Raw genomic sequence first — 22,216 nt, forward strand, 5'->3', positions numbered from 1 at the left:
TGATGATGCGTCCTTCGGCTTTCCTCGAAGGCGCAAAATGCAGTCGGGAATACACCCGTGAACAGTGATGCTGTCGGCAGCGCAACGAACGCTCTGAATTCGTTGACCCATGTTGAAGCGGCGCGCTGGGGCCGGGATTTGAGTACGCTGTTGCGCATAACGCGTATGAATTTTCGGCATCCCTGGCAGGTCGCCTTCGCTATGGGCTCGACGATCATGGCGGCAATCCTCCAGTTGCTCATTCCCCAGCTTCTCGGCCGGGCTGTCGACCAGGCCCAGACAGCCATCGGGGGCGGTGTCGCGGGGAGCGCGGCAGGACAAGCGCTCTGGACCCCGGCTCTCCTGCTGCTCGCCGTCAGCGCGCTACGCGGCCTTTTCACGATGGCGCAGAACTATTTTGCCGAAGCCGTCGGGCATCATGTCGCGTACGAACTGCGGCTCGCCTACTACGACAAGATCCAGCGTCTCAGCTTTTCCTTTCACGACCGGGTCCATTCAGGCGATCTGATCACCATCGGAATGCTCGATCTCCAAGGCGTGCGGATGTATTTTTCCACCGCGCTCGTTCGCGTGGTCCTGCTCACCATGCTGATCGGGATCGGCGCCTACATGATGATCTCGATCGATCCCATGCTCGGCCTGGTCGCGCTGAGCTTCGTGCCTTTTGTCGCCTGGCGCTCATCGACCACACAGCTTAGGCTGCGCGCCACCTGGCTCGACCTCTATGAGCGCCTTTCGGTACTAAGCCGCGTGATGAAGGAAAATCTCGCAGGCATCCGCGTGGTCCGCGCTTTTGCGGCTCAATCCTATGAGATGCTGAAGTTCGACCGCGCTTCCAAGACCGCGCTCGGCCTCGCCAACGATCTCGTTGACATCTACGTACCCAGCACGTCGGCGATGACCTTGTCCTTCTTTTTCGCAATGGGATTGGTGCTTTGGATCGGTGGCAACAAGCTCATCGCTGGCGAGATCAGCGTCGGAACGATGGCGACCTTCCTGACCTTCATGACCATCCTGCAAATGCCAGTCCGCCAGATCGGCCTCATGGTCAATGCCTTTGCCCGCGCTTCCAGCTGCGGTTCGCGGCTTTTCGGTCTCCTCGATCAGGAGATCACGATCAGGGATGCTCTCGAGGCCAGACCGCTTGAGATAAGCGGCGGCACTCTGCGCTTCCACAATGTCTCATTTGCGTACCCCAATGTCGAAAACCGCGCCATTCTGAAGAACCTCAGCTTTGAGGCCCGGAGAGGCGAGACGATCGCGATCGTCGGTCCGCAGGGTTCCGGCAAATCGACGATGGCTCATCTGATCCCCCGCTTTTACGACGTGACCGGTGGCGCCATCACGTTGGACGGCCAGGACATACGCAATGTCACCCTCGAGAGCCTTCGCAAGGCGGTTGCCGTTGTACAGCAGGATGCGTTCCTGTTCACCACCACGATTGAGAACAACATCGCTTATGGCGACCCCTGGGCGAAGAGACAGCGAATTGAACGCGCTGGCGAATTCGCCCAGCTCCACAACTACATCCTCGGGCTCCCAGCAGGGTATGAGACGGTCGTGGGCGAACGCGGCGTCTCTCTCTCTGGCGGCCAGCGCCAGCGTCTCACGATTGCTCGCACCATGATGCTGCGCCCCTCTGTCGTCGTTTTCGACGACTCGATGGCCGCGATCGATGCCGGCACCGAGCAGCGCATTCGCGCGGCGACGCGGCGCTTCGCCAAGGATCGGGTGACGATCATCATCGCGCACCGGCTGAGTGCGCTTATGCATGCCGATCAGATCCTTTTTGTCGATAACGGCGAAATCGTAGAACGCGGCACGCATGAAGAGCTTCTGGCGAAGCGGGGACGCTACAGGGCCCTTTACGATCTCCAGACGCGCCCAGGTGATAGCATATGACCCAGTATGGGGGCGCCCGCTGATGGACCAGGGCCCCGGCGAACTCGAAGCCGAACGTGACGACGGCAGACGCCCTCCGCGCGCGGTCGTCGGCTCGCACCGGATCGAGGAGGAGATGTTCGGCCGGGCTTTCGACAAGAGCATCCTCCGCCGGATCTGGGGCTTCGTCCATCCCTATCGGGCAAAGGTAGTTGTCACGATTGTCGCGATGTTGATCTTCACCGGGACGCAGCTTTTCATCCCCTTGATCATCCGCTACGCGATCGACCAGGGCATGAACCCGGCAGCGAGCGATCGCTCAGCCCAGCTTGCGGCCGTCGGCGCGTTCCTTTCGGCGATTTTGGTCAATTTCGCCGCCGGTTACATGCAGGAAACCTTGGATGGGAAAATTGCCGAAACTGTCCTGTTCGACATCCGCCGCGCCATGTTTGGCCATCTGCAAAAGGTTTCGCTCTCTTTCATGGACAAGACTGAGGTCGGACGCCTGATGTCGCGCCTGCAAGGCGACGTTAACTCCATACAGGAGTTCCTCGAAACCTCGGTATATTCCCTAGGCGATGTTGCACTTCTCTTCGGCATCGTTTTCGTAATGCTGTGGCTCGACTTTCGCCTCGGCCTCCTGACGCTGTCGGTTCTGCCGATCCTGGTGATCGTCCGCATTGTCTGGCTGCCGCGTGCCCGCGACGCCTTCATGGCTGCACACGAAACCAATTCCGTCGTCAATGGCGCGCTGGCCGAAGCCATTCACGGCGTGCGGACCATACAGTCGATGGATCGCCAGCAGGTGAATTTCATTCTTTTTGACGACCGGGCCCATGCCAACCTCAGGACCCAACTGATCGCTGCCAGATATGCACTGGTCATGGTGCCTATCGTCGATGGCCTCACCGGCCTCGCCTTGGCCGCCGTTATTGTGGTCGGCGGCTCGATGGTCGTGAATAGCCGTATAGATGTGGGCGTGTTGGTAGCCTACCTGTTTTACATCCAGCGCTTCTTTGACCCGATCCGCTCACTCACCCTGCAATATTCGATCATGCAGCGCGCCATGGCCTCAGGCAAGCGCCTGACCGATGTGCTCGATGTCAAGATCGATGTTCAGGACAAACCCAATGCCGAGGTACTTTCGCCCGAAATGGACGGCTCGGTCGAGTTTAGGGACGTCACATTCGGCTACGATCCGAACCGTTCGGTTCTGAAAAATGTCTCCTTCACGGTCAATCCCGGCGAGACGGTCGCACTGGTCGGACCGAGCGGTTCTGGCAAATCGAGTGCGATGGCCCTGGTCCACCGCTTCTATGATGTTCAGAAGGGTCAGGTGCTGGTCGGCGGGCATGATGTGCGCGACCTCACCCAGGAATCGCTCGGCCGCCAGGTCGCCATGGTGCTGCAGGAGCCATTCCTGTTCACCGGGACGGTCTTCGAGAACATTCGATACCAGAAGACGGAAGCCACGCGCGACAAGGTTATCGAGGCGGCGAAGGCGGTCGGCGCGCATGACTTCGTCATGAGCCTCGCCGACGGGTATGAGACCCAACTTGGCGAACGCGGCGACAACTTATCTCTCGGCCAGCGCCAGCTTATCAGTTTCGCCCGCGCCCTCGTCGCTGACGCCAAGATCCTCGTGCTCGACGAAGCGACCGCCAACATCGACAGCTACACGGAATTGCAGATTCAGAAGGCTCTGATCAAGCTGCTTGAAGGGCGGACTGGCCTCGTCATCGCCCACCGTCTCGCCACGATCCGGGGGGCCGACCGCATCATCGTGCTTCAGAATGGCCAAGTTGTTGCGACTGGCAACCACGATGAGCTAATAGCTATGGGCGGCCTGTATTCCAAACTCTACTATCTCAACTACGCCTCCTTCGACGACATTCCCGAACACGAGACCACCGTCCAAGCTGGCTCCCAGACCTGAGTTTTTGGCGGCCTTGTGGTAGTGGCGTTGACTTTCGGGCGTGTCGGCGGACCACTCAGGCCACCGCAGACGCCAGCAGGCAGCATTCAAGGACAAGCACTCCTCGCAGTTCGTGAAGACCGGCTGCGAACGATTTCCTTCAGCATCGTATCCCGACCGCGGTGCACCCCCATCATCGGGCGAGCTCGCTCCCGTTGGTGGCTGGGCGCAGCAAAGCCGCTCGCGAGCGCGCCCTCAACAGCGCCGTAGCGAGTGGCGGCTTTGCTACCGCCGGGCCGCTGATGAAGCTGGATGGGGGCGCCGCACCGACGCCGCCCCAGGCGAGAAGAACCTCTGCGGCGGGCTATGGGCAACGGCTAGCGCGAGCGCGACGAGCAGACGCGTGCCTGCATCGTGACGCGCTCGGCCATCATCTCCTTAGGATCGTGCAGGTTCACACGATGGCCCAGACGCCAGCCAACGCACAAAGCTGGTATTCTGTGCCGCCGGCTCGTCGTCAGTTTGGCCTCCCTCCCGATTGCCCGTCCCCATCACGTGCACGCTCGAGCACGTGGATGTGAGGGAGCGCTGTGACCGCGAATTTCATGGTCAGCCAAGTCGAGCCATGATTTCGGATTGAATGGTCGTCGCAGTGTACAGGGAAGCATCTAGCGGCAGATTTCCAAATGCCAGTTGACAAAGCAGGTAGTTGGCACCTGCCTCTTCCAACTGACCTAACAGAGCTTTTCGCACAGATTCTGCTGATCCTACCACGCACAATTCACTCTCGACTGCCGCATCGAAGGTCAGCGGCAGGTTTGGTGGAGTGGGGATAGCGTTAAGCTCGTAAAGGAATTGGAAGCTCTTGAGCCAGCGTTCGTAAGCAGGTGCCGCGAGCGAATAGGCATGTGTGTCACAACGCCCAACCACGACCATGCGGAGCAATCCGATAAATTGCGCCTGATCCCCCGCGCCAGCGTTGTCCTCTCGATAGGCGCGGAACGCATCAGTAGTTTTGCGAACAGAAGAGGAAGGTCCTACACACGCGATATTTGTTCCATTCGCAGCCGCCCAAGCTGCGGACTCGGGTCGATTGGCAGCAACCCATGTCGGCGGATGTGGACGCTGATGAGGTCTTAACGTCAAAGGAACGTCATTGAGATCAAAATGGCGGCCTTGATAGCATAGCGTGCCGACCTTCATCGGATTAACAAGTATTTCCATGAGGATTTCGCTGGCTTCGGCATAACGGCCCGGCACCGCGTCCGCACCAATCCCGAAGTAGCCCAATTCGATCGGGAGAGCACCGCGCCCTATGCCCAGTTCGAGCCTGCCACCGCTCAACTGGTCCAGCATACAGATCTCTTCGAACGCACGCAGCGGATGATAAAGCGCAAGCAGCATCACCAAGGGTCCGAGACGCAAGCGCCGGGTGCGCTGGGCGACGCTCGATAAGAACAGATTCGGCGATGGACCTCTCCCATGGGGAGTACAGTGATGTTCTGCGAGATGATAGGCATAGAACCCTAGCTGATCGCACGCCTCTGCTAATATCAGGCGATCTTCGTATTGCCGACCGATGTCGAGGCCATCCTCGTCCAGATGATCGAAGATGCCGAACGCTAGGTTTGAAGGAAAGACGTTTGTCACTCGATAAGTCCCCGATTTTAAAAGCAGGCTGTTCTCTTGCTGGGATGACCAAGCAAGTCGGAAGAGATGTGTGTGATCGCCGATTAGCGTCAGCGTAACGAAGAAGCAGAGCCTGACGCTTCCCTGCCCTTGGAGCTTGGCACCGTTAAGCTTCCAGCAATGTCGCCAGCGGCAGCAAGAAATGCATCCATCTGCTCTTTTGTGCCGATGCTAACGCGGATGCAGTGTTCCAAGCCTTTGTCCGGAAAAAACGCGACAAGTATCTTTTGCCTTTCCAATGCTGCTTGCCACCATGAGCCGTCCTGTCCCGCGGGCACACGGGCCAGCAAGAAATTTGCGCGGGAGGGCGTTACGGAAAATCCGAGTTGCGACAGCGCGACTGTCACTCGCTCTCGTTCACCCTTGATGTGCTTGTGGTTCTCTGCGTAGGCGCCGCGATGCGCAAGCACGCTGATACCAACGGCATGCCCGATGACGTTCATGTTGAAGACGTTCTGGATGTTTCGCAGCCTGCCAATAATTTCAGGGTGACCGAAACCGAAACCGACGCGAATGCCGGCGGCGGCATAGCTTTTCGAGAATGACCTCAAGATCAGAACGTTCGGATACTGGTTGATGAGGCGCAGGCCATGATCGGGTGCAAAGTCGACGTAGGCTTCATCAAGGACAACCAAGCGGTCTGATTGTGCTACGAGGCGTTCGATATCGCTTATCGGGAGGAATGTTCCGGTCGGATTGTTTGGATTGGCCAACATAATGAACTTGGCGTCTTTTGCCGGACCGGAAAGCAATTGCTCCATTGGCAGGGAATGAGCTTGACATCCGATTTCGAGAAACTCGGCGCCCTGAATCATGGCAAGTTTGCGGTTGAACGAAAACCCTGGCGACATCATCGCAACCTTGTCGCCAGGCGCGAGGAAAGCTCTGTAGATGAGTCCGAGCAGTTCAGACGACCCGTTGCCTGCGATGACCTGATCCCTGGAAACGCCATAGGTGCTGGACGCCGCTTCCCTCAAGCTGATGTTATCGTCATCCGGATATAGATACTGGCACTTGAGGGCCGCCACTGCACTTTGCATTATGATTGGCGGCAACGGAAACGGGTTCTCATTCGTATTCAGCTTGACAAAATTTCCGTCCAGCGCTGGTCCGTTGGACGGCAGAGCATCTAACTGTCGCGTCACTGGCGGAAGAGCCGAAAGCACAGTTTGCAGTTTTGCATCGGACATATTTTAACTCCGTTTCATTCACCAGGGGCATCCGTATGAGCTCGCAACGAGAGCAACATGGCGGACAGGATTGACGATGGAAGCGTGGCCTCTCACACGATGGTCGCAACGCAGACACGGGAATTCGGCCAGGCTGTCCTCGATGATTCGAGTGGAAGCGGACGCGGACCTGCATCGCTGCCGCAAGGCGCTAAGCAGCTCAGCTCATCTCCTCGGTTTCAGATACGCTTGATCTCGACGCCGTATTTCCTCAGCACGTAGCCAATCTGGCGCGGGGTCAGTCCAAGGAGGCGCGCTGCCTTTGCCTGCACCCAGCCACATCTTTCCATGGCAGCAATGACGCGCTCTATGTCGGGGGTCCTCGCGCCAATTGGGTGGGTTGCGCCGGCACGCGGGACTGTAGTCGCGGCCGAACTGGCTGCCCCATCCGGCGGCGTGGCCGGATTCGCTGACTCCGGCAGGATCGGCGCTGGTTGCAGCGCGGCCTTGCCCGATCTGCACTTCCACAGCGCCTCGGAAAAGCATTGCCCTTGGGAGCAGGCAAAGTCGTTTCTCCCGATTGATAGTCCCTCGGCCAGGATCGCTGTCCGGTGCACGCAATTTTCAAGCTCCCGAATGTTGCCGGGAAATTCACATTTCATCAGCACTTCAATCGCACGCGGATCGAAAGTGAGTGTACAGCCGTTCTCGCCGTTGAAATTCTTGAGAAACTCCGCTGCGAGGAGCGGAATATCGCTGCGCCTTTGGCGCAATGCTGGTACCAGTAAGGGAACCACGTTGATGCGGTAGTATAGGTCGGCGCGGAACTCATTCCTTGCAACCGCCTCTTCCAGGTTCCTGTTCGTGGCGGCAATCACGCGAACATCGACCTTGATGGTCTGATTGCTGCCGACGCGCTCAAACTCCTGCTCCTGCAGCACGCGCAGTAGCTTTGCCTGGAACGAGGCCGAGATCTCGCCAATCTCATCCAGAAACAACGTCCCCTTGTCAGCAAGCTCAAAGCGCCCCTTGCGGGAATTGAATGCGCTTGTGAAGGCACCCTTCTCATGACCGAACAATTCGGATTCCAGAACTGTCTCTGGGAGCGCTGCACAATTGAGTTTAACGAAGGGCCGCTTGGCGCGCGGCGACAACTCGTGAATTGCCTTGGCAGCCAGCTCCTTTCCGGTACCGGACTCGCCTCGCAACAGAACCGTGGTTTTTGCCTTGGCTACGACCGCGATCTTCTCCAGCAGCGCGCTTATCGCGGGACTGTCACCAATCATCCCCTCGACATGAACCTTTTTGCGCCGGGGTGCAGGGTGCTTAACATCAGAAAATTTCGTTTGCAGCCGATCTTCCAACTCGGGCGGTCGCTCGCGGTCGCCCGCGGAGAAGCGATGCAACTTGACTCTCTGTCCCACCATGTTGGCAATCATAGTGAGCAGCCGGACATCGTAATCGAGCCGATAGCTTGACCTGCTTTCCAAAGCCCTGTCCATAGTCAGCGCGCCTACGGCGTTCCCATCAACACGAATGGGAACGCCGATGAACGACACGGTCTCGGAGGCCCCAAGCACCTCGATGTCAGCGGCAGTGAAGGCCGGATGCATCGCTATGTCCTCGGTGACGAGCGGCGTGTCCGTCGTCACAATCTGATCGATGGCGTTGCGCGGCAAGCGCGACCGGGAGGGCTCATTACTGTTCGTGTCGCAGCCGCTGGCCACGGTGATGTCCAGTCCGCCCTCGGCATCGCAGAGAGCGATGATGCCGTGCCGCATCTGCACAAACGAGTGCAGGAGATCAACGATCTTGGCCAGCGTAAGTTCGAGCCGGGCGGGATCGGCGAGTATTTTCGATATTTCGAAGATTCCGGTGAGCGCGCGCTCGTGCAATACCCCATTCGCAGGATTCGTGTCGGACTTTGGACAACCCTTTATCGCACCCGGCAGCGATATGCCGCACTCGCTGGCATTTTGTTCCGATTTGCGAATGTTGTGGTGCATGTGATCCTCGATCTGGCGCCAGCAAATGTATCCTGGCGGCATGTGCGCCCGCGACGTCGCGGGCAAGCGCGAAAATGCTCCGACGTGAACTCGTGCCGCCGCCGTTTGGTCGAGTGCAAAGCGGGTCGAGCCCTGACGCATCGCTTGGCTCTCCCTCCACGAAGCTTGGCCATGCTATTGGCTTGCACCAAGGCAACCAAACGTTGTTTTCAGAAGACTGGAGCGAGGCGGGATAGTCAATCGAGCTTTCTTTCATCTGTGAAAGGAAACCTCGCGGCCTATGATAGGATTCATCAGTTCTATTTTTGCGTTGAAGCAGAAATACCTGAGCCGGCGATGCGGTGCCCGAGCGGCTGACCGCGTCGAGTGTAAATGCCGGGCCGTGCCATTCACCAGCGCCCGCGAACGGGGCGGGAGCGATGATCACTGCCAACGACACTGGTCGGTTGCGGCAACCGCCATTTTTTTCCCGAGTTGACCATTCGGATATGCAGCGGTGTCGCGTGTGAAGGAAGCTGGCGTCGAGCACGGCTTCGTAGGCGGTGCTCGCAACTTCTGAACCGCACCGTCGCGGTCAGCACCAACGGCGTCAATCTCTACGTCTCGACGTCGCTTTCATGCAGCGGGAGCGCTGCAAAGAGCACGGCAATTCTCCGCTTCAACAGGGCCTGGTCGTCCGGCGTCAACGAAGAGAGCGAGGCCGATCTGGACTGTCGAGCGGGCGCTTGGTGTTCGATTTTCCGAGGCTAGCGTGCTGGATGGCCTAAGACTTTTAGCAGCGACCAAGGAAAGCTCACCGTCAGTGCGCTCGAATGGGCCGAAACAATCACACCAACGCGCTGTGGGCTGACCGGCCGCGACTCGCAACAGTGAGACGTTTGTTGGCGGCTTTCCCTGGTCTCATCGGGGCGGAAACGGACTTCGCAAAGCGAGCTTGCGACAGTCGAGACGGAACTGGTTCACGCCGATCGCAGGGGCTGTCGTCGCCTAGTTCTTGTGGGCTCGCCTTGTTCTCCTTTGGCAAGATGTAACAAGGCGCGAGCAACACAACGATTGACGACGCACCCAAAAGCACTGGCCGACAGAACCTGCGCTGGCGCCAGCGATGCGGCCCGTCCAAGGCCGGCTAAAACGAGGAACCCACCACGCTCTGTGCAACAAAACCGCAAGCCAGAGGGACCGACCGGCAGCACTCTGCCAGAGACCATCAAGGGCGTGCCGGACCGCGGCCTATCCCGCTGGTCTGACACCGCATTCCTCCATCATTGGCGAGGCCACGTCAGTTCAGGTCATGCGGATTCATCTGGCATGGGTATTGCGGCGGCGTTGGTGCAGCGTTCGACCGGAGCGCCGCGATAGGGAGAAGCCCGGGAGAAGTCACGCCACCTCGATCCGGTCAGGGAGAGAGAAACAGTGTCAGCTGCACAAGTTCGCGGCGCGAGTCCCGCGCCCCGCAAACCCTTCTACACCAAGCTCTACGCCCAGGTGCTTGCCGCCATCGCGCTCGGCGTCGCAATTGGCTATTTTTATCCGGAGACCGGCGAGAGCCTGAAGCCGCTGGGTGATGCCTTCATCAAGCTGGTCAAGATGATCATCGCGCCTGTCATCTTCCTGACAATTGCCACCGGCATTGCCGGCATGAACGATCTTCATAAGGTCGGCCGGGTCGCCGGTAAAGCAATGGTCTATTTCCTCACCTTCTCGACGCTCGCGCTGATCGTCGGCCTCATCGTCGCCAATGTCGTCCAGCCTGGCGCCGGCCTCAACATTGATCCGGCCTCGCTCGATGTCCAGGCCGTGAATACCTATGCCGCAAAAGCCAGCGAGCAGTCGGTCACCGGCTTTCTGATGAACATCATCCCGCCAACGATCGTCGGTGCCTTCGCGGAAGGCGACATCCTGCAGGTGCTGTTCTTCTCGGTTCTGTTCGGCATGGCGCTTGCGATGGCCGGAGAGCCGGGCAAGCCTGTCGTTTGCTTCCTTCAGGCGCTCATCGCGCCTGTCTTCAAGCTCGTTGGAATTCTGATGAAGGCCGCGCCGATCGGCGCTTTTGGCGCAATGGCCTTCACCATCGGCAGATATGGCATCGGTTCGGTGGTCAACCTCGCGATGCTGGTCGCGACGTTCTATTTCACCGCCTTCCTCTTCGTGTTCGGGGTTCTCGGCGCGGTCTGCCGCTACAACGGCTTCTCGATCTGTTCTCTCATTCGCTACATCAAGGAAGAGCTGCTGCTTGTCCTCGCAACGTCCTCCTCGGAGGCGGCGCTCCCTTCGCTGATGCAGAAAATGGAGAAGGCGGGCGCCAGGCGTTCGGTTGTGGGTCTCGTCATCCCGGCCGGATATTCATTCAATCTGGACGGCACGAATATCTACATGACGCTGGCGGCCCTCTTCATCGCGCAGGCGACGAACACGGATCTGTCCATCGGCGATCAGGTGCTGCTGCTGCTCGTAGCAATGCTTTCCTCCAAGGGCGCTGCAGGTGTCACAGGCGCGGGCTTCATCACCCTGGCGGCTACGCTCGCCGTAGTTCCGAGTGTTCCCGTTGCTGGGATGGCACTGATACTCGGCATCGACCGCTTCATGTCCGAATGCCGGGCGCTGACGAATTGCGTCGGCAACGCAGTGGCATCCCTCGTCGTCGCCCGCTGGGAAGGAGAATTGGACCGAGCACAGATGAAAGCCGCCTTCTGCGGTCATCAGCTTGCCGAGGCATCAAACCGGCTACCCTCCTCCCAATAAGGTGGGCGGCCCACGACCTGTTAAGTCGCCTAGCTGGTCACATGAACTGAACGACCGACCCGCAGCCTCTAAACGGCTCCTCACGGACCATGTAGCAGAAGCGCTAAATGTGTGAGTGCAAACCGTCACCGCCCTTTAAGCGAATGAGCCTTTCAGTATACCCGGCCGGTTTACGTCTGGAATGATGTTCGTCCAACACGCTGTTGGCCATTCGTATGGGACGTCTTCACTTTGCCACCCGAAACCGAAACGCGTCAGGCGACAGAGAGCCGGCCCGCGTCAAAAACCGATCAGAATAGGACCTATGACCAAGCGCCCCACAATTGCCGATCTCGCCCGCGAAGCCCGAGTCAGCGTAGCAACGATCGACCGGGTTCTGAACGCCCGCCATCCGGTGCGCGAGGAGACCGCGCGGCGGGTCCACGACGCCGCCCACGCGATCGGCTATCATGCTGCCGGGCTAATCAAGCAGCGCTTGCGGCGAGACCTACCGCACTACCGTCTGGGCTTCATCTTGAGAAAACCGGCCCAGCATTTCTACCAAGATTTTGCGCGCGAGGTCGAAGCATCGGTCAATTTGGCCCAGTCCTTCCACGGCATTCCGCTCGTCGAATTCGCCCCGTCACATATGCCGAGCGACCTGATCGCGCCGCTCAAGGATTTGGGCGCACGCTGCCATGCGATCGCGATGGTGGCACCGGACCACCCGAAAATTACAGCAGCGGTTGAGGACCTCAAGGCCAAAGGCATTCCGGTTTTCTCGCTGCTTTCCGACTTCGCCGCCGGCGTACGACAGGGGTATATCGGCCTTAACAACCGCAAGGTGGGGCGCACGGCCGCTTGGATGGTGTCGAAGGTCGCAAAGCGGCCCGGCAAAGTGGCGGTTTTTGTCGGCAGCCATCGTTTCCAGGGGCACGAGCTCCGTGACGTCGGCTTTCGCTCCTATTGCCGTGAGAACGCGCCCACGTTCGAGGTGCTGGATCCTGTCATGAACCTGGAGAAACGGCAGATCACCTACGAGGCAACGCTTGATCTCATGCAGCGAGAGCCCGAGCTCGTCGGCTTCTATGTCGCCGGCGGCGGCATGGAGGGCGCCATCTCCGCGCTCCGAGAAGAGGGCAAAAGTCGCGATCTCGTCGCGATCGTGAATGAAATCACGCCGGAGTCTCGGGCGGCGCTCGCAGATAATATCGTCACGATGGCGGTCGCCACGCCAATGCGCCGACTTTGCCGGGAGCTGATAACGCTGATGACGCGGGCTATCGAGACCGGCACCGCTGAAACACCCGGACAGACATTTCTCCCGTTCGACATCCATCTGCCGGAAAATATATGAAACTCATGGGCTCTATCGTGAGCGGGGAGTTTCCTTTCATAAACGAGAGAAAGTTGAATGATGATCCCATCCCGCGGGTTGGCCGCACCCACGGACCTCAGCCGGGCAGAATGTAGCGCCGATTAGATGAACGGATCGGCCACGCGTTCAGGCAGAAGCGCGGGGTAAATTGCCTGGGTCCGCAGCGTCAAGCTCGACCGGCTTCATTGCCAAGTGCCCGACTTTCTCGGTGCAGGGGACTGTCGTCGACGCCAGTAGCCGAGCGAGGCTGGCACAGATTGGATCGACCACGTCGACCGCCATCTCCTCGCCTGGCCGCGCGTGAAAAGCCGCGGCAAGGCCTGCGACGTTGGCATTTAAGTGGGGCTGAGCATCTTCTGGGACTCCGCAAGCAAAATCGGAGGCGGCAGTCAATTCAGTAGCAACCCCGGGCGTGTGTTCTGCTCGTTCCTGGCCCTCGTACTTGACAAGCAACTGCGCCGCTCTCCTGGGCAAAGGCCCGGTGTTTAAGTGGGGCTTAACATCTTCCGGGACTTCGCACGTGAAATCGAGGTGGCAGTCGGTACCAACAACCGCAAGGTCGGATCGGCGTGCCCGAGGCGCTCAATGATTTCAGGCAAAGGCGCCAGGCAAGATGCCTCCTGCACCATCATTTCCCGCATCCACATGCTTGCCGGATCAGTATTGTGAAGCTCAGGCCATTGGACGGCCTCCGTGAATGCGGGAGGAGGAAGTGGCGGCGGAAGTTGGACAATCCGCAGGGGTGTTGTTTTTGCGAAATGCTGCGCCAGCCGCAACGGCATGGTCCCGATGCGGTTGGTGCCTGACAGGAAGGGCGCGATCAGGCTAAAGCCCTGTACGACGACCTCGACACGTCTCTCGAAACCGTGCTCGAGCAAATACCATTCCTCCATGGTGGGCTGCCGGGTGTGCCTGAATTTGAGCACGACATGCCCCATGGACATGTATCGCTCGAATGTAAGTGGCTCTGACAGCTGCTTGTTCGTGCCGCAGCCTACGCATACGAGCATATCTTCGAACAGGGCTGCGCGAGGATGTTTCGACATGAACACTTCCGGCATAATCAGAAAATCAAGGTCGCCGCGCCGGAGAAGCTCCTCGGGGTCGTCGCAAATAGGCAGACATTCAAAGCGAACGGCGGGAGCTTCCCGCGCAGCACGCTCTACGATCTTCTTAAAAAATACGAGCGTGATGTAATCGGAAAGCATCATTCGGAAGAGACGATCCGATTGGGCCGGGTTGAAAGCGTCGGAGGAAATAATCGATAGCTGGATGTGCAGCAATGCCTCCCGGACTGCTGTGGCGAGCCCGTCGGCGCGCGGTGTCAAAATGAGCTCGCGGCCGTTCATCGTAAATAGCTCATCGTTGAAATAGGCGCGTAACCGAGCAACGGCGGCGCTCATGGCCGGCTGGCTCAGGTTGATACTGCGAGCCGCGGCAGTGACTTTACGCTCCCTCATCAGAGCGTCCAGCACAACGAGGAGATTTAGATCGAGTCCCTTGAAACGCATGTCATGTTCTATCCAACGTGTGGATGCGTATCATTCAAACAATCAATTTTACGAATTTACGAGCCATGCATTAGAGGAACGTTAATGAGCGACGTCAAGCTCAAATCGACGACACGGGCCGGAACTTCGAGAGAGCGTCTGGCTCACCTTCGCCAACGACAACGGCTGAATGCAGCCAACAGCGCCGCTTTGGTCGGGTAATGCGGCCGCAAAAAACTAATATGAAGAGAGGTCCTGAATGCGCCATCAGGTGCAGTGGAAGTTGTGCTGGGAAAACGAGTTGCAGCTCTCCGATCACGTTGAGCTCGCCGAGTTCTTTCGTGATACGTACGGGCCGACTGGGGCGTCCAACGCAGAACCGTTCGAAGGTAGTCGAAGCTGGGCCGGAGCCAGGCCTGAACTCCGCGTGATCGCCTATGATTCAAGTGGTGTAGCGGCTCACATGGGCATACTGCGCCGTTTCATCAAGGTTGACGCGGTCGACCTGTTGGTGGCTGAGCTGGGCCTGTACGGGGTACGCCCGGACCTTGAGGGTCTCGGAATCGCCCATTCGATCCATGTCATGCTTCCAATACTGCAGGAGCTTGGCGTTCCATTCGCTTTCGGAACGGTCCGGGACGCGCTGCGGAATCATGTTGAGAGGTTCGGGCGGCGATACAGGCCTTTGGCCGTTTTGTCGGGAATTCGCGTGCGCTCGACCCGACCAGAGGCCCGCCTCGACCTGCCGCCCACACGCATCGATGACGCACTCACCATTGTTCTGCCGGTTGGACGGCCGATCAGCGAATGGCCCACGGGCACGATGATAGATCGGAACGGACCAGAGCTATGAGCCGTCCCGATTGCTTGTACGAAGTGCGCCGTGAGTGCTCTGACGGCACCGGCCGTCGCAGCGTTTATCTGACGTTTGACGACGGTCCCAATCGACTTTTCACACCGGAGATTCTCGATGTGCTGGCAGAGCAGCGGGTGCCGGCGACTTTCTTCGTCATCGGCGCCTACGCCTTAGAGCACCCAGATCTAATCCAACGGATGATCGCAGAAGGGCACGAGGTAGGCAACCACACGATGTCTCATCCGGATCTGTACCAATGCGGTTTCGGCGAAGTGCAACGTGAGGTCTTTGAAGCGAACGACGCCATCATGAGAGCGTGCCCGCAGGCCTCGGTGCGCTATGTTCGCGCGCCCTACGGCGCCTGGAGCGAAGAAGTCTTCACAGCGTCACAGATCGCCGGGCTGGCGGCCCTCCATTGGTCCGTCGACCCTCGAGATTGGTCTCGCCCTGGGGTCGACGCGATTATCGATAAAGTGCTCGCCTCTGTCCGGCCGGGCGCAATCGTACTCTTGCACGACGGATGCCCTCCCGGCGAGTTGGGCCGGGGCGCTCACGCCGGTCTGCGCGACCAGACGGTCACGGCGCTGTCCCGGCTGATTCCAGCATTGCGTGAGCGCGGATTTGTAATCCGCTCACTTCCTCAACATCACTGAACAAACGAGATCCCATGACTCTTCTTGGTACAACCAGCACTGTGGCCATATCGCTTTATGCGCTGCTCTCGACTGCTTATAAGAGCATGCAGGGGCTTTATGCTCTGCCGACAAACGACTCATCGGCGTTGGAGGTTCTCGTCGGCTCCGATCAACTGCCCAGCGTGGATGTCATCGTCCCCTGCTTCAACGAGGATCCGCGCACGCTTTCAGAGTGCCTGGCTTCCATTGCCGACCAAGAATACGCCGGAAGACTTCGGGTCTATGTGGTTGATGACGGTTCTGGAAATCGCGAAGCCTTAGGAACTGTCCACGAAGCCTACGCGCGCGACCCTAGGTTCGACATCATTTTGCTTCCCGAGAATGTTGGAAAGCGCAAGGCGCAGATCGCCGCGATACGCCGCTCATCAGGGGATCTGGTGCTTAACGTTGATTCAGACACGTTACTCGCGTCCGACGTCATTGCCAAGCTTGTACCGAAGATGCGAGATTCAGCGGTCGGCGCAGTCATGGGTCAGTTGACGGCCAGTAACCGGACCGAGAGCTGGCTGACCAGGCTGATAGACATGGAGTACTGGCTGGCTTGCAACGAGGAGCGCGCGGCGCAGGCTCGCTTCGGTGCCGTTATGTGCTGTTGCGGCCCATGTGCCATGTACCGCCGGTCTGCGCTCCTTTTGTTACTGGACCAGTACGAGTCGCAGTTTTTTCGGGGCAAGCCAAGCGACTTCGGTGAGGATCGCCATCTTACTATCCTGATGCTGAAAGCAGGCTTTCGAACCGAGTACGTTCCGAGCGCCATCGCGGCCACAGTCGTCCCGAACAGACTAGGACCGTATCTGCGCCAACAACTCCGTTGGGCACGAAGCACATTCCGGGACACGCTGCTTGGGCTGCGCTTGCTGCCCAGCCTGAATAGCTATCTCACGTTGGACGTGGTCGGACAGAATCTCGGCGCGCTACTCCTCGCCGTATCGGTATTAACGGGCCTCGCACATTTCGCACTGACAGGCTCTGTGCCTTGGTGGACAGGACTGATGATTGTGTCCATGACCATGCTCCGATGCAGCGTGGTAGCATTTCGTGCCCGACAGTTTCGATTTCTGGGCTTTTCGCTGCACACGTTCATCAACATCTTTCTCTTGCTTCCGTTGAAAGCCTACGCGCTGTGTACATTGAGCAATAGCGATTGGCTGTCGCGAGGCTCTGCTGTCGCTACATCGAACACTGGGGGAAAACAGGCCCCCACCCAAACTCCGATCACTGGTTCCAGCAGGGCAGAATTCTCGCCGCATGCGGCTCCGCTTCGCAGGCTCAATCTTGCGCGGGATTCTTCGGAATTAGTGCTGTCGGGCAACATTTGCGGCGACGAGTGATCGCTAATTACCTAGTGGGCGAGAGGTGCACGAGTTTGACCCAGAACGTGAATCATCAGTTGCTTGATCGGGAATTGGCCGCAGACGATCCGTGGCTTCTCGACGGCAATCCGTTCGAGCGGAAGCGCCACACGCAAATGCTCCAGCTGGCGCTTGCCCAAGGCTCCATTTCAAATGCCCTCGAAGTCGGGTGCGCTGCCGGCGCATTCACGGAAAAACTAGCCCCCTACTGCCAAGGGCTCACCGTCATCGATGTCGTGGCGCAAGCGATTGCTCGAGCACGTCAACGGATAAACGAGCCGTCGCGCATCAACTGGATAGTCTCCGATGTTCAACAGTTTTCGACCGACGAGTTGTTTGACCTGATCGTTGTGGCGGAGGTCCTCTACTATCTCGAAGACATAGCCGAGATGCGCGCGGCCGTCAAAAACCTGGTGCGGGTGCTTGCGCCTGGCGGGCATCTGATCTTCGGATCGGCAAGGGATGCTAATTGCCGTCGCTGGGGTCACGCCGCTGGTGCTGAGCCGGTCATCGCCATGCTGAACGAAACGTTGATCGAGGTAGAGCGTCTTGAGTGTCGGGGCGAGTCGGTCAACGAAGACTGCTTGCTCGTCCGTTTCCGAAACCCGCTTTCCGCTTCCTGATGAATCGAATCTATCGCCGTTAACCTGGAGACACTATGCGCATCTTTGGTATCAAGCTGACCCATGATGGGGCGATCGCCCTGGTCGAGGATGGACGGCTCGTCTTCTGCGTTGACCAGGAAAAGCGGCACAACGATCCGCGTTACCAAGCCATCGATAATCTCTACGCAATTGTCGCCGCTTTACCGGAACAGGGGCTAAATCCTTGTGATGTCGATCAGTTCGTTATCGACGGCTGGGATGGCGAAGACGAGTCACAGTTTCAGGTCCGGCAGGCAACCAAGCAACCGCCAGTCTTGGCGTCCCTCTCGGTAAAATGAACCCATGTCCATGGTAGCGATCGATCTTACTGACGTAAGCAAAACTTATGACAAGCTCGTTGTCGACAGACTGTCGTTCCGCGTTGCGGCGGGGGAATGCTTCGGGCTCTTGGGACCGAACGGCGCGGGCAAAAGCACGATTGCGCGTATGGTCCTCGGCATGACATCGCCCGATGCGGGGAAGATTGCTGTGCTCGGCGTTCCAGTGCCGGCGCGCGCGCGTTTGGCACGTATGCGCATCGGCGTGGTCCCGCAGTTCGACAATCTTGATACCGCGTTCACTGTACGCGAGAACCTGTTGGTGTTCGGGCGCTACTTCCGGATGAGCAGACGCCAGATCGATGCGGTCATACCATCGCTGCTTGAGTTCGCCCGCCTCGAGAACAAAGCGGATGCGCGCGTCGCCGAACTGTCCGGCGGCATGAAGCGGCGCCTGACGCTCGCGCGTGCGCTGATCAATGACCCGCACTTGCTGGTGATGGACGAGCCGACCACCGGCCTCGATCCGCAGGCCCGCCACCTGATCTGGGAACGGCTGCGATCGCTGCTGGCGCGGGGCAAGACTATTCTTTTGACTACCCATTTCATGGAAGAGGCCGAGCGGCTGTGCGATCGGCTGTGCGTTATGGAGGAGGGGCGCAAGATCGCCGAAGGCCGCCCGTCCGCACTCATTGACGAGCAGATCGGCTGTGACGTGGTCGAGGTCTACGGCGGCAATCCGCATGAACTGGGTGCGCTGATCCGGCCGTACGCACAGCGCATTGAGGTGAGCGGTGAGACGCTTTTTTGCTATGCACCCGATCCGGAGCAGGTGCTGGCGCAGCTACGCGGGCGCGCGGGTCTACGCCTTCTGCAGCGTCCTCCCAATCTCGAGGATGTGTTTTTGCGGCTAACCGGGCGCGAGATGGAGGACTGAACAATGGGCGAACGTTATGCGGCGGGCATGCCCGCCAATGCGTGGAATTGGGTCGCGGTTTGGCGCCGCAACTATCTTGGATGGAAGAAAATCGGGCTTGCATCGGTGCTCGGCAACCTCGCCGATCCGATGATCTATCTGTTCGGTCTCGGCTTTGGAATCGGAACAATGATAGGTCCTGTTGAGGGCACTTCGTACATTGCGTTTCTCGCGGCTGGCATGGTTGCCACAAGCGCGATGGCATCGGCGACCGCTGAAACGGTTTACGGGAGTTTCGGCCGCATGGGCGACCAGCGCACCTGGGAAGGAATGCTATGCACTCAGCTGACGCTCGGCGATATCTTACTCGGCGAATTGGCGTGGGCAGCCACCAAGGCCCTGATGGCGGGCACAGCAATCACTATTGTTGCCACCACGCTAGGCTACGCATCGTGGCCATCCATCCTCTGCTTGCTGCCAGTCATCGCTCTCAGTGGCCTCGCCTTCGCGAGTCTAGCGATGGTCGTCACGGCGCTTGCGCCCAGTTATGAATATTTCATATTTTATAATACGCTTGTTATAACACCCATGCTGTTCCTTTGCGGCGCGATGTTTCCGGTCAACCAATTGCCCGGCGCTTTTCAGGACGTCGCCTCCTTGTTGCCGCTCGCACATGCAATTGACCTCATTCGTCCGGCGATGCTTGGCCGTCCCGCCGGCAGCATGGGCCTGCATATCGGCGCGCTTTGCATATACACGGTTTTGCCGTTCTTCCTATCGGTTGCTCTGTTTCGTCGTCGGCTGATGCGTTGACGCTCTCACCATTCGTGAAATTGATTGTTTGGGCGATACCCATCCACGCGTCGGATAGGTCAATGCATGCGTTTTAAGGGACTCGATCTAAATCTCCTCGTTGTGCTGGACGCTTTGATCAGGGAGCGTAAAGTCACCGCCGCAGCCCGCAGTATTAACCTGAGTCAGCCGGCCATGAGCGCCGCCGTCGGTCGGTTACGCGCCTATTTCAGCGATGAGCTATTTACGATGAACGGCCGCGAACTCATTTTGACACCGCGCGCGGAGGGGCTCGCCACAGCAGTCCGGGAGGCATTGCTGCACATCCAGCTGTCGATTATTTCCTGGGACCCCTTTAACCCGGTCGGATCGGATCGTCGCTTCCGCATCATCCTTTCCGATTACCTCACACTCGTATTTTTTAAGAAGATCGTAAAGCGTGCTGCGCGGGAAGCTCCCGCCGTCCGCTTCGAATGTCTGCCTATTTCCGACGACCCCGAGGAGCTTCTCCGGCGCGGCGACGTTGATTTTCTGATTATGCCGGAAGTGTTCATGTCGAAACATCCTCGCGCAGCCCTGTTCGAAGATATGCTCGTATGCGTAGGCTGCGGCACGAACAAGCAGCTGTCAGAGCCACTTACATTCGACCGATACTTGTCGATGGGGCAGGTTGTGCTTAAATTCGGGGACACCCGGCAGCCCTCCATCGAGGAATGGTATTTGCTCGAGAACGGTTTCGAGAGACGTATCGAGGTCGTCGTACACGGCTTTAGCATGATCCCGCCCCTTCTATCAGGCACCAGCCGCATCGGGACCATGCCGTTGCGGCTGGCGCAGCATTTCGCGAAATTAACACCCTTGCGGATTGTCGAACTTCCGCCGCCACTTCCTGCCGCATTCACGGAGGCCGTCCAATGGCCTGCGCTTCACAATAATGATCCGGCAAGCCTATGGATGCGGGAAATGATGTTGCAGGAGGCATCTCGTATGATTACCCTGCCTAAGAGCACCGGGCGTCTCACTTGTCGGCCGAATTGAGAATGGATGGCGATTGGGATTGGGCGATTCCTGCATTGTCGAGAACGATGCAAGGAGAGCAGATCCTTCAGCCTGAAGAGGTGGCAGCGATGCTGCGGCGGCATGAGGTTGGCTGGGGAACCGACGGGCGAAGGAATTCGGGTGCGCGCGCAACACGGTGCCTCGGTATCTAAGCGAGAGCGGGACTGTTCCGTTTCGCATGCCTGTGCGGCCGACGGCGTTTGACGGACTGGACGATTGGCTGCGGGAGCGCTTCTTCCCCCATGGCTCGGGCCGGATGACGATCTCGACCCGCTCCAGATGCGCCGGGACCGCCTTGCGCGGTCGCGCACCACGTCGCGGCTCGCCTGTCGGTGTTGCGGTCTTGCGGCCTCGAGCTCGGACTCAATCGCGCCGAGCCCGGTCTGGATTTCGAAGGCGAAGGCCTGCTGGGCACGTTCGAGCTTCTCGGAGCTGCGACCGAAGCGGCGCGCTCCAGCTGCTTGACGATCCCTGAAGGTCGGCGATCCTCTCCTGGGCACGCTCGTTGAGTGTCGCCATCCGGACGATCTCGGCCTTGAGTGTTTCGCTCCGGAGTTGTTGCAGTTCGGCCTTCTCCGCCGCCATGGGGACGAATATCGCCTTGAGCGGAACGATTTCGTGGAGACGGGCCAAAGCGCTTCTCGTCATGACGCCGACAAAAGCTTATTTTGCACGGCCAGAGGCCCGCCTTTTGCGCCTGAGTCACTTCGCCACAGCCTATCCGGCCGACGTCGGACGCCGTCTCCGTTCGGCTTAAGCGCGCCAGTCCATGCCTTCGACGAGCGCCATCAGTTGGGCGCGGCAAGCCGGATCACGCCGTTCTCCACCCGCGGCCAGCGGAACTTGTCCTCGTCCAGCGCTTACGGTGCGGGTATGCCGGCGTCGAGCAAACAGAGAGAGGTTTGGGCCCAACCAGGGCGGCTGGTTACCAAGTTTTCCTCGTCCGTTTGAGTGTGAATGTTCGGGTCGATCGTCTGGGCGCGTCCCCGCCGCCTGCGAGCCCGCTACTGCTCAGCGGAAGGGCGAAGTGAACGTGAATGCATCCATTTCGTAAATGTGTGTCTATCCAAGCAATCGATTTCTCTAATTACCCGATGAGCAATATGAACGCGTCAGGCAGGGTGCATCATTAGGAGTATTTTTCGATGGCAAACATTATCGAGGGTAGCCCGGATGCCGAAACACTCCTCGGCACCAAGGGTGAAGATTGGATCGAGGGTTTCCAGGGCGGTGACTGGATTGACGGTCGTGGCGGCAACGACGAGATCTCGGCTGGCCCGGGCAGTGACCGAGCCCTTGGCGGCGAGGGTAACGACCGCATCTTCGGCGGAGATGGCTGGGACGATCTCTCCGGCGACAACGGCCGCTTCAACGC

The 22,216-nt window shown here is 58.9% G+C and carries 16 protein-coding genes and 2 pseudogenes; 14 read left to right on the forward strand and 4 right to left on the reverse strand.

Annotation, left to right across the window (positions count from 1 at the left end; genetic code table 11):
* Nucleotides 1-57 precede the first annotated feature (57 nt).
* Together NKJ26_RS22965 and NKJ26_RS22970 are read left to right on the forward strand one after the other, a co-directional pair.
* A complete protein-coding gene (locus NKJ26_RS22965) occupies nt 58-1,902 on the forward strand; it encodes an ABC transporter ATP-binding protein (RefSeq protein WP_352697316.1) in 1,845 nt (614 codons plus the stop codon).
* A 22-nt stretch (nt 1,903-1,924) separates the two neighbouring features.
* Nucleotides 1,925-3,817 (forward strand): ABC transporter ATP-binding protein, encoded by a 1,893-nt coding sequence (locus tag NKJ26_RS22970; protein ID WP_352697318.1) that lies wholly within the window; start codon nt 1,925-1,927, stop codon nt 3,815-3,817.
* 588 nt (nt 3,818-4,405) lie between these two features.
* On the opposite strand, the gene NKJ26_RS22975 is transcribed toward NKJ26_RS22970, so the two are convergent.
* The 3 genes from NKJ26_RS22975 to nifA form a co-directional block, all read right to left on the reverse strand.
* The gene (locus NKJ26_RS22975) at nt 4,406-5,446 is read right to left on the reverse strand and encodes an LLM class flavin-dependent oxidoreductase (RefSeq protein ID WP_352697320.1); all 1,041 of its coding nucleotides are present in this window, start codon (nt 5,444-5,446) and stop codon (nt 4,406-4,408) included.
* Nucleotides 5,447-5,535: 89 nt separating this feature from the next.
* Entirely contained in the window at nt 5,536-6,675 is a 1,140-nt protein-coding gene (hisC, locus tag NKJ26_RS22980) for a histidinol-phosphate transaminase (protein WP_352697322.1), read from the reverse strand.
* A 218-nt stretch (nt 6,676-6,893) separates the two neighbouring features.
* The gene (gene nifA, locus NKJ26_RS22985; RefSeq protein WP_352697338.1) at nt 6,894-8,660 is read right to left on the reverse strand and encodes a nif-specific transcriptional activator NifA; all 1,767 of its coding nucleotides are present in this window, start codon (nt 8,658-8,660) and stop codon (nt 6,894-6,896) included.
* 1,413 nt (nt 8,661-10,073) lie between these two features.
* Here nifA and NKJ26_RS22990 point away from each other — a divergent pair.
* Together NKJ26_RS22990 and NKJ26_RS22995 are read left to right on the forward strand one after the other, a co-directional pair.
* On the forward strand, nt 10,074-11,402 hold the full coding sequence (locus NKJ26_RS22990) for a dicarboxylate/amino acid:cation symporter (RefSeq protein WP_023770900.1): 1,329 nt from the start codon (nt 10,074-10,076) through the stop codon (nt 11,400-11,402).
* 304 nt (nt 11,403-11,706) lie between these two features.
* Complete coding sequence (locus tag NKJ26_RS22995; RefSeq protein WP_023770901.1) at nt 11,707-12,738, forward strand: LacI family DNA-binding transcriptional regulator; 1,032 nt, start codon at nt 11,707-11,709, stop codon at nt 12,736-12,738.
* A 506-nt stretch (nt 12,739-13,244) separates the two neighbouring features.
* Here the strand turns inward: NKJ26_RS22995 and NKJ26_RS23000 are convergent.
* The gene (locus NKJ26_RS23000; protein ID WP_352697324.1) at nt 13,245-14,270 is read right to left on the reverse strand and encodes a LysR family transcriptional regulator; all 1,026 of its coding nucleotides are present in this window, start codon (nt 14,268-14,270) and stop codon (nt 13,245-13,247) included.
* Nucleotides 14,271-14,508: 238 nt separating this feature from the next.
* Between NKJ26_RS23000 and NKJ26_RS23005 the strand changes: the two genes are divergently transcribed.
* The 10 genes and pseudogenes from NKJ26_RS23005 to NKJ26_RS23050 all read left to right on the forward strand — a co-directional run.
* Entirely contained in the window at nt 14,509-15,102 is a 594-nt protein-coding gene (locus NKJ26_RS23005) for a NodA family N-acyltransferase (protein WP_023736281.1), read from the forward strand.
* Nucleotides 15,099-15,758: a chitooligosaccharide deacetylase NodB gene (gene nodB, locus NKJ26_RS23010; protein WP_023766912.1), complete on the forward strand. Its 660-nt coding sequence runs from the start codon at nt 15,099-15,101 to the stop codon at nt 15,756-15,758. Before NKJ26_RS23005 ends, nodB begins: the two co-directional genes overlap by 4 nt.
* Before the next feature lie 14 nt (nt 15,759-15,772).
* A complete protein-coding gene (gene nodC, locus NKJ26_RS23015) occupies nt 15,773-17,131 on the forward strand; it encodes a chitooligosaccharide synthase NodC (protein WP_023784692.1) in 1,359 nt (452 codons plus the stop codon).
* A gap of 35 nt (nt 17,132-17,166) precedes the next feature.
* Complete coding sequence (gene nodS, locus NKJ26_RS23020) at nt 17,167-17,775, forward strand: nodulation methyltransferase NodS (protein WP_023770905.1); 609 nt, start codon at nt 17,167-17,169, stop codon at nt 17,773-17,775.
* 35 nt (nt 17,776-17,810) lie between these two features.
* Nucleotides 17,811-18,056, forward strand: a pseudogene (locus NKJ26_RS23025) (carbamoyltransferase N-terminal domain-containing protein); the annotation flags it as partial.
* A gap of 43 nt (nt 18,057-18,099) precedes the next feature.
* Nucleotides 18,100-19,011, forward strand: coding sequence for a nodulation factor ABC transporter ATP-binding protein NodI (gene nodI, locus NKJ26_RS23030; RefSeq protein ID WP_023760350.1), 912 nt, complete (start codon nt 18,100-18,102; stop codon nt 19,009-19,011).
* A gap of 3 nt (nt 19,012-19,014) precedes the next feature.
* Entirely contained in the window at nt 19,015-19,803 is a 789-nt protein-coding gene (locus NKJ26_RS23035) for an ABC transporter permease (protein ID WP_023736275.1), read from the forward strand.
* 66 nt (nt 19,804-19,869) lie between these two features.
* A complete protein-coding gene (locus NKJ26_RS23040) occupies nt 19,870-20,820 on the forward strand; it encodes a LysR family transcriptional regulator (protein ID WP_023760349.1) in 951 nt (316 codons plus the stop codon).
* A 2-nt stretch (nt 20,821-20,822) separates the two neighbouring features.
* A pseudogene (locus NKJ26_RS23045) lies at nt 20,823-21,085 on the forward strand (hypothetical protein); the annotation flags it as partial.
* A gap of 901 nt (nt 21,086-21,986) precedes the next feature.
* On the forward strand, nt 21,987-22,216 hold a 230-nt coding region (locus NKJ26_RS23050), incomplete at its 3' end, for a calcium-binding protein (RefSeq protein ID WP_502903177.1).

It is taken from the genome of Mesorhizobium sp. M0152 (assembly GCF_040322415.1).
Lineage (GTDB): Bacteria > Pseudomonadota > Alphaproteobacteria > Rhizobiales > Rhizobiaceae > Mesorhizobium.